The sequence below is a fragment of the Rahnella sp. ChDrAdgB13 genome (assembly GCF_017655185.1).
GTDB lineage: Bacteria > Pseudomonadota > Gammaproteobacteria > Enterobacterales > Enterobacteriaceae > Rahnella > Rahnella contaminans.
Genome location: NZ_JAEMGT010000028.1, coordinates 1 through 8,414, shown reverse-complemented (window position 1 = coordinate 8,414; position 8,414 = coordinate 1). Strand labels below are relative to the sequence as shown.

8 protein-coding genes are annotated in these 8,414 nt (G+C 55.4%); all 8 read right to left on the bottom strand.

All coding sequences use genetic code 11. From position 1 onward, the window contains the following. Nucleotides 1–60: 60 nt before the first annotated feature. Nucleotides 61–1,086: a polysaccharide lyase family 1 protein gene (locus tag J8X26_RS09470; protein WP_208950750.1), complete on the bottom strand. Its 1,026-nt coding sequence runs from the start codon at nt 1,084–1,086 to the stop codon at nt 61–63. Between the two features lie 343 nt (nt 1,087–1,429). After that, nucleotides 1,430–2,605 (bottom strand): hypothetical protein, encoded by a 1,176-nt coding sequence (locus J8X26_RS09465; RefSeq protein WP_208950749.1) that lies wholly within the window; start codon nt 2,603–2,605, stop codon nt 1,430–1,432. A 77-nt stretch (nt 2,606–2,682) separates the two neighbouring features. Then, the gene (locus J8X26_RS09460) at nt 2,683–5,277 is read right to left on the bottom strand and encodes a fimbria/pilus outer membrane usher protein (RefSeq protein WP_244370462.1); all 2,595 of its coding nucleotides are present in this window, start codon (nt 5,275–5,277) and stop codon (nt 2,683–2,685) included. 96 nt (nt 5,278–5,373) lie between these two features. Next, complete coding sequence (locus tag J8X26_RS09455) at nt 5,374–6,132, bottom strand: molecular chaperone (RefSeq protein WP_208950748.1); 759 nt, start codon at nt 6,130–6,132, stop codon at nt 5,374–5,376. Beyond that, nucleotides 6,129–6,917, bottom strand: coding sequence for a molecular chaperone (locus tag J8X26_RS09450; RefSeq protein WP_208950747.1), 789 nt, complete (start codon nt 6,915–6,917; stop codon nt 6,129–6,131). The genes J8X26_RS09455 and J8X26_RS09450 overlap by 4 nt, the downstream gene beginning before the upstream one ends. Beyond that, nucleotides 6,883–7,347: a fimbrial protein gene (locus J8X26_RS09445; protein ID WP_208950746.1), complete on the bottom strand. Its 465-nt coding sequence runs from the start codon at nt 7,345–7,347 to the stop codon at nt 6,883–6,885. The genes J8X26_RS09450 and J8X26_RS09445 overlap by 35 nt, the downstream gene beginning before the upstream one ends. Before the next feature lie 120 nt (nt 7,348–7,467). Further along, nucleotides 7,468–8,004 carry a fimbrial protein gene (locus J8X26_RS27640; RefSeq protein ID WP_244370460.1) on the bottom strand — a complete coding sequence of 179 codons (537 nt, stop codon included), beginning with the start codon at nt 8,002–8,004 and terminating at the stop codon, nt 7,468–7,470. After that, nucleotides 7,988–8,254, bottom strand: coding sequence for a molecular chaperone (locus J8X26_RS09435; protein ID WP_244370458.1), 267 nt, complete (start codon nt 8,252–8,254; stop codon nt 7,988–7,990). Before J8X26_RS09435 ends, J8X26_RS27640 begins: the two co-directional genes overlap by 17 nt. Between the last annotated feature and the right edge of the window lie 160 nt (nt 8,255–8,414).

Below are 8,414 nucleotides of genomic sequence, written 5' to 3'. Positions count from 1 at the left end.
CCGCTACAGGATCGGGAATGTGGTGATCTGATCCTGATTACGGCCAAAAGTTCGATTTATTCAACAAAGCCGAGGCGAATACGCATACGGCGGTTTTTCGACGCCGGGCGTAAATCCGCAGCCATTTAAATCTCCGGTTTTCTGATTAAAGACAGAACCGGAATCCGCCAGAAACTCCCCGCCAAAACCTTTATATAATTTACAATGGTCAGTCAGCCCTTTGACATTGAAGACATTATATTCTGAGAGCGTGCGTGAATTTTTCCCGACGCCGAAGCTGTACTGATATTTATATATCGGATCGGCGGTATTGTTATCAAACACATTATTATAGAGATGGATATTACCAAAGCGGACGCGTGGCGTGCGCTGCACAATGCGGCTAAAATTATTATCATGAAACGTCACGCGTAATTTGCCAGTGTCTTCGGCGTCATTACTGTCGCTGTGGCCGATTAAAATCGTCTTATCATGTAATGTAAACAGGCAATTCGAGACGGTAATATAATCGGACGCCCGTTTTATATCGAGGGATCCATCATGCTGAACGTATTTCCAGCCATCGACTTCTTTATACATGTCCATGGTGAAACGCCCGTCAGTGAAGGTCACGTGACTGACCCAGACGTGATGAGCGCGGATAATACTCAGCCCGTCCCATTCGGCATTCCAGCCATCGCCCTCCTCGAATTGCGGGTCAACATCCACCGGATTTTCAATGAAAATATTGTGGATAATCACATTGCTGACATCCTGAACCAGCAGCGCGCTTTCGATAAATTTCGCGTTATGGTCTATGCCGATGAGTGTGGTGTTGCTGCCCAGAAAAATGCGGCCACGCCGGGACTGATCCTGCCGGTTCAGGTAGGGTACGCCTGCGCTGGCATCAATCACACCGCCCACCCAGATGCGCTTTTTGCGGTCGCCTGATGCATCGATAGCCTGCCGGAGCTCTGCAATGGTCGTGACATAATATTCGAGTTCCGGTTTCTCTCCGCCACCGGTGGTTCCCCCTGCCTGCGATGCCCATCCGTCAGGAGTTTGATACCAGGGTTCATGTGGCGGAATATGCGTGATGTTGTCCATAATAAATACTCCCTTTATTTTTCAGATAAAATGAGGATCCTGTTTCTTTATTGCTGTCATCTCTTTTATATGTTTTATATTCCCGGCGAGTCGTGCGTAAAGTCACAATTAACGAAATACAGATAATTTATTTCATTGGAAAACTCCCAACATATAATAACCAAGAATAAGCGTGCAATAAATAAGGACGCATCCTACGCCTGTGGCTTTATTCTGAAAATAAGGGTTTATCCGGATCTGTTTATTGGCATTTAAATTCTGACCCCTGTATTCACGTCCCGGAATAAAAAAAGGCGCTACCCTAAGGATAACGCCTTTCCTTTCAGAAACAGTGTTTCTCAGTTTACCAGTTCACATCAATAGTCGCAGCGGCTGTCGCCGGGCCCGGTTCGGCGGTCGGACGCGGACACAATACCCATACCAGCGGATCTGACCACGACTGGGTGGAGGTCAAAGTGTGCAAACCAAACGCGCTGCTGTCCATGGGAACCGATGACGCTTTGTTGGTACATCCGGCATCGGTGGCAGCATTCACCCCGAGGAATCCGCGGATATCCCCCGACACGCTTGCATCTGCCATTGAGGTTATCGGCAGCGTGTACTGATCGCCAGCCTGTGATTTCGGCGTGAAGGAATAGCTGACATCCGTGCTGATCCCGGCGTCGTTGGTACAGTTCACATTCAGGGCCGACTGTACCGCAATCCCCTTCCCGCCGGTCGCCTGGCCCGGAGTGACATCACCGAAAGCGATCACCGCCGCGGTATCCAGCGCACATTGTGTACGGGCGATGGACAGGTTGCTGAAGTTGAGCACTGACTGCTGGTTGGTGCCGCTGGTTTTATGCAACTGGAGATACGTGGTCGGAAGCGCACCGGGTGCGGCGGTCGGTGAAACATAAATCCCGTAGGTGACATTCATCGCGGCGCTTCCCCCGGTCAGCGCGTAGAAATTACCGCTGACTGTACGCTTAAGCCCTGCACAATGGGACGTGGCGCCGGGGCTGAGCCAGTCGGCGGTGATCGCTCCCTTGCTGTCCCATGTGGCGGAGTAGTTATCCGTAGCAACGTTGGCGGTAGCGTTCGGGGTGCCCGTGGTTGTCGATGCGGCCAGGTTACCGGACAGGATAATCAGCACACCCGGCTGGATCTGGTATCCCGACCACCCGTCTACCGTCACATAGGGCTGACCGGCAATATTACACGTCGCGCCATTCGAATCCGTGGGGGTGGACTGCCAGGCCGCCAGTTTCCAGCCCCAGCTGTAGTTTAATGCCGTGTTCGCACTATAAGGTCCGTACTGGGATGTGCCTATTGATGGCGTCCAGGTGCCCAGCTTTGTGTATCCGTCCCCGATAACCTGCGCTGAAACCGGAGTACAAGGCACCAGTAAAATCGCTAACAGCCATTTTATCCAGGGTTTACCCGTAGCTTGAGTGAAAAAATGGAGCAGCGAGCCTCGGGCTCGCATGGTCAGATTGCCGGTTTCAGGCCGGTTAACGATGTGGGAGAAATCAGACATACTTCTTTCCTGTATAAACATAATGTGGATAGGTGAGTGACAAAACCTGCCCTCAAAAGTGGATCACCCACTCAGATTCAGCGGCACTCGCCGTTAAGCTGGATAACCGGCATCTGCGCGGTTGGCTTCAGCCCTTCAAGGTTATAACTGACGCGGCACTGCTTATCGTTGCCCTTACCCCAGGTCACGGACAGCGCGCCTTTTTGCGGTAAGCCGGTCAGATAAACCTGACCGTTATCACCGACGATGCCGGTCGTTTCGTCTTGCGCCGTTTTGTCCAGTAACGAGACGGTTGCACCAAATGGCACCATGCCAGCCCCGGCAGTGCGGGTCAGGGTCATTAACACCTGATAACCGATACGGGTGGCAAAGTCGGCCTTCACCACCGCGCCGTTCGTCGGATACACGGTTTGCTGGTTTTGCGGCAAATCGACGTTGTCCGGCAATGAACTCGGATCCAGACCCACGCTGTTACGGGTGTAATCGGACAGATAAGGCACTATCGCATAACCGCGTGAGTCGGTTTTTCCGCTGCCATTTGACAGATCTACGCCGCCGGCACCCGGTGCGCTGACCAGCGCGACAGAACTGCCGAGAGGACGTGACAACGTCACTCCTTCACCGTGTACCACCGCACCGCCGTTCATGTTGACGTTCATCGAACGCATGTCACCTGAGTAGCCGTAACCGGCTGACACATTGCCTTTACTGCCCTGATAGCCCAGATTCAGGTTGCTGTTACTGACCTGATCCTGATTTCCCCAGCCCTGCATCACGCTGTAGGAGAGCGCGCCATCTGCGTTACTGCCGGAAATTCCGGTCTGGTTCTGCGTGCGGCCTTTATTGTCATGCGTCATCTGAGCGCTGGCGTAAGTGTTTTGCAGCGCGGAGGATGAGCTGAAGATGCTGAACGGCACGCTCAGGTTGAAGGACACCTGACGGTTCTCAGGCCAGTCGCCGTTGCCTTTCATCCGGTCAACGGTGTAATAAAGGCCGTAGCTGACGCCCCGGTAACTGCCGTTATACCCTGCCGAAAGGCTGGTCAGCGTTTTGGTCGATCCCCAGTAATCATCACGGTTGGCGCGCAAACTGACCGAACCATAATTGCCCAGCTGCTGAGTCACCTGCGTCTGGAAACTGCTGCGACGGCGGCTCAGCGTCCACGGCGAAACGTCATCCTTCTGCGCATATCCCATGCTGTTGTATTCCGCGAAACTGTAATAATTTCGGGTGGAATAGCGCAGCGCCGTCAGGTCAAAGGACGTGCCGGTAGTCAGCATGCTTTTGGAGTAACGCATACGCCATGACCCGCCGGTCTGGCGATCGCTGTCTTCAAACTTCGCCCCGGAGAATGTCCCGTCGGCGGAAAACGCCCCCATATCCCCGAGCGAAAGGCCGCTGCCCAGCGTCAGGGCACTGTAGTTTTGCGAGCCCAGCATGCCGCCGTACAACGTCAGGTTTTTAGGCAAACCGTAAATCAGCGTGGCGAGCACAAACTCTGACTCGCGCGAACCCTGCGTCATGCCGCCGTTATAACGACCGGCAGTGACCTCATATCTGACGCCACCGGGGCGCAGCATCACCGGCAGTGAAGAATAAGGCACCACAAAACTGTGTACGCTGCCGTCGGCTTCGGTGACTGATACGTCGAGGTCTCCGGCGTTACCTGCCTGATAGACATCTTTAATTTCAAACGGACCGGGTGCGACGTACGTTTCATACACCACATAGCCGTTCTGACGCACGGTGACGCGGGCATTGCTGTTGGCGACGCCGGTGATCTGCGGAGCAAAACCACGCAAACGGGCAGGCATCATCTGCTCGGTAGAACTGAGCTGGATCCCGCGGAACGGCACCCCATCAATCACGTCGCTGCCGGTGCTGGATTCCCCCATCGTCAGACGGGAACGCCAGTCGCGGATATCGCGTGACAGATAGGTGTTAGAAAAACGCGTGCTGTCGCTGTTATTGCCGCCATCCGAGTCGGAATGGCTGTGCGTGACGGTACTGCGCAGACGCCATGCGCCGAGGTTTGCACCGGTCTGCACGTTGGCAAACAGGCTGTTGTTCACGCGGGTATCGCTGTTGAGCGTCTGTTCGTTACGACCGGCACTGAGGTTGTAGTTAAACAACATAGCCGGGATACCGTCATCCCATTGCGACGGATCGGTCTGGCTGTCCCTGCCCGGCTGCATCGCCACCTGCGGAATGCTGACATCCAGTCGCAGGCGCGATAAATCAAATTTGACGGTGGATTGCGGGATCAACGCCGGAAGATCTTCCACCGGCTTCTCTTTCGGCAAGCCTTTGAACGCAGGCAACTGATCCACGTTGACGCCCAGCGTGTTGAGCAGCGCCGGCGTCAGTTCCGGTGCGATAGCGCCCTGCGCGTTTTTGCTAAACACCAGTGTTCGTGAAACCGCTTCGTGCTGGTTCACGAAAATAGTCACCGGATAATTCCCTTCAGCCACGCCGCCTGCCTCGGAAAACGCAGACAGATCGACATCCGATGCGCCGGTGCCCAGTGAAAGTAATTCAGGGTCAAAATAATCCGCCGCCCAGGTGTTCTGGCAACTCATTAATACAAACAGCGCAAGCGTTTTGCGCGGGAAGGCGCGGGTGTGGCCTGCCATTCCGTTAGTCCCTAAACAGGATGTCAATGTCTTACTCAAGGTCGTTCCCTGCTCTGCAATAATTTATTAGCTGTTCCGGATATGCCGGTCATGCGATCTGATGGCTTACAATGTGTCTTTGCACAATCACTTGTTTTATAACGTTTTGCTCTGCACTGGCGTTGGCCGGCTGTCTTCTCCGATCACCTGCCATTCCACCTCATTACGCGCCCCTTTCGGCACCGGATAACGCTGCTGCCCTTTTGGCGGAACCAGCGTGCGCAGTGTGGCGGCAGGAAGCGCCTGGCCTCCCACTTTCAGCTGGCTGAAATTGAGGTAAAACGGCGTCGGGTTATCCACCACCAGCGCATCGCCTTGCAGACTGAAACGAAGCTGCTCTGACGCCTTTGTCACACCGCCTGCCGGTAAACCCGCCGGGCGATAAAACAGTTTCATGTTGTTCACCACGGCGACGACCAGCTGTCCCCCGGTCTGGCTGGCTTTATCCGGCGCCGACGGAATGCCTTTCACCGAAAGATAAAAGACGGATTCCCTGTCCTGCGGCAGCGACGAGCCGGTCTGGCGCAGTCGCAACGTCAGCGGTTCGCCGGGATCGACGCGTTTGAGCGGCGGTGTCACCAGCAGCGGAAGTGCATCGTGCGGGCCTTTGTTGTCTTCTTCGGCCACCGGCAATCCGGTCGCCTGATCCAGCGGGCGTACCCACGACTGCATCAGATAGGCGCGGTGAGTGTTGTTGGTCATTGACCAGGTAATGCCTTTGGTTTCAGAAGCCGGATACACAATGCGGAACTGATTGATCGACAAGCCGTCAGGGTGTTCCTGCGCGGCCAGACACGGCAACGCCGCGGCCAGCATGGCGATGAGCAGCGGCACTTTCAGGAAACGCTTCATCATTTGCTCCCGCCCTGCACCGGCGCAGTGAACAGCGGGCTGTTACCGCCGTAATCATTGATCACCGTCCACTGCGCCTGCCGCACAGCCCCTGTTACCGGATAACTGGCCTGTGAAAAAGGCGCGATCATCGGCACGACATCGCGCACCGCGACGTCACGACCGTCAAACGCCAGACGCGAGAACGTCAGGTAATAAGGCGTCGGGTTTTTCACCTCAACGCTGCCATCCTGAAGATGGAACGTCAGGCGCCCCTGCGCTTCTTCTGCCGTCATAGCCAGACCCACCGGGCGATAAAACAGCTTGATGGTGTTCTGAATGCCGACGGAAATACGCGCCGCCAGCGAGGCCTCTTGCGCGTCTTTCGGTTGCGTCATGGCCGGCACGGCGATCGCGGTGAAATAAAATACCGATTCACGATCGGCAGGCAGCGCGCCATCGCCCTTGCGCAAAATCCGCAGGCTGTTTTTGCTGTTTTCTTCCAGCCGGAACAGCGGCGGCGTGGTCATAAAGGGTGCCGCTTCACGCCCCTGCGGCGAACCGACAACCGCAGACTGCACCAGATAGGGCCGCGAACCGTGGTTTTGGATCGTCAGCGTTTGCGCACTGTCAGTGGACTGGAAAATGACCCGCGTCCGGCTGAGGCTGATCCCGTCACCGGCGGCGGCAGCGTTGTGAGTCAGCGTCATCATTAACCCGGCGCACAGCAGCACACGGCGTAAAAACAGAGGAATAAAATGCACAGGAAGCCCCTTACTGATAGACGAAATCGAAGGTGACGCTGGCATTTAACGTTCCCCCTTTGGTGGCGGCGTCGTTGCATTGGTTGCCACAGGACAACGCTGCTTTCAGCGCAATGCTGGCGCTGCCACCGTCAAAGCCTGACCCATCCAGCGCTACCGGCAGCACGGTGGTGTTATCCACCACGTCACCCTGAGCGGTGACAATGCGCACCCCGTAATTCACCACCTGAGAAGTCCCCGGTTGCAGGAACAAAAAATCTCCCGAAGCGGTGTTGCCGGTACCGGAGACTTTCACGCCCGGTTTTTGCACTGCACCGACAAAACCGGCGCATTGCGTGAGGATGATCGCCAGCGGCAACGGATTCGCCAGGCTGTCTCCGCTGCGGATCCCGGATGACTGCACCGAACCGAAATCCAGCACAGGGGGGGCAGAAACCTGACAGGTGGGCGCCTGAAACCTGGCGGTGAATTGCACATCTGCCGCTCCTGCGCGGGCGGTTATCGCCAGCAGACACAGACAAAAGGCAGCCCTCAGAGCGGTCAGGTGCCCTGATAAAATGTTGTGATTTTTCATTTTGTTTATCTGTAGAAAGCGTCAGGGAAAGATAAAGGCAAACGTGATTTTTGCGCTGACCGTTCCGGCATTCAGCTGCGGATCACCGGCGCCCTGCACAAGTCCCACGGAAAAGGGCTGCACAAAACTGCCGTTATCCTGCGTCAGGGCGACCGTGTCGCCCGGTGCTACTGTGCCTGTGGCGTTATAAAAATCTGTCAGGTTGTTCAGCGTGCCCTTTTTCAGCATGAAACCGACGAACTGCGCCGTCGAACTGGCCACGCGGTACAGCCGGGTGTCACTAAGCTGCGAAGATTCACCGGTCACGGTCAGTGACGGGGCTTTGCCCTGCATCCCTTCGCAGTTTACGTTCACGCCCAGCGGAAGGATCGCTGCCGTACCGCTGCTGAATTGCGAAACGTCCCGGTTCGGGAACGTGATGGTCGCGGTATCCACTGCGACCTGGCAATTGCCATCTACCACCGTGGCTTTCATGTCCGTGGTCGCCGCCTGTCCGCCAGAGATGCCGCATAGCATCAGCAAAATGCCGGATGCTAAAGGCTTAGTTAACCGTGCCATGGAACGTCTCCACTCCACCAAAATCGTTGATTGCTGCCCATTCTGCTTTGCCCTGCCCGGCGCTCACCGGATAGTGACTGGCAGAAAATGGCGCAATCATACTGGTGCCTTTAATGACATCGAGTCTGACTGCCTTACCATCCACCAGCAGTTTGTTCAGGGAAATATAATAAGGCGTCGGGTTTGTCACTTTGATGCCCTCACCCGCGCGGGAAAACTGTAATTTGCCCATGGCCGTTTTATGCGTCATCGGCAAATCAGCCGGACGGTTAAACAGCTTCAGCGTATTTCCGGTGGCAATTTGCAGCGTTCCGCCTACCGTATTGTCATTATTATCCTGGCTTTGTTGAATAAATCGGATTTAGATAAAAGCTCCCCTCGTCGCTGACTTTCTCAGGCAATCCTTACGC

What these genes read in the sequence shown, in the direction of transcription:
- J8X26_RS09470 (WP_208950750.1), bottom strand. Translation starts at nt 1,086, where the DNA reads ATGGACAACATCACGCATATTCCGCCACATGAACCCTGGTATCAAACT.
- J8X26_RS09465 (WP_208950749.1), bottom strand. Translation starts at nt 2,605, where the DNA reads ATGTCTGATTTCTCCCACATCGTTAACCGGCCTGAAACCGGCAATCTG.
- J8X26_RS09455 (WP_208950748.1), bottom strand. Translation starts at nt 6,132, where the DNA reads ATGATGAAGCGTTTCCTGAAAGTGCCGCTGCTCATCGCCATGCTGGCC.
- J8X26_RS09450 (WP_208950747.1), bottom strand. Translation starts at nt 6,917, where the DNA reads ATGCCAGCGTCACCTTCGATTTCGTCTATCAGTAAGGGGCTTCCTGTG.
- J8X26_RS27640 (WP_244370460.1), bottom strand. Translation starts at nt 8,004, where the DNA reads ATGGCACGGTTAACTAAGCCTTTAGCATCCGGCATTTTGCTGATGCTA.
- J8X26_RS09435 (WP_244370458.1), bottom strand. Translation starts at nt 8,254, where the DNA reads ATGACGCATAAAACGGCCATGGGCAAATTACAGTTTTCCCGCGCGGGT.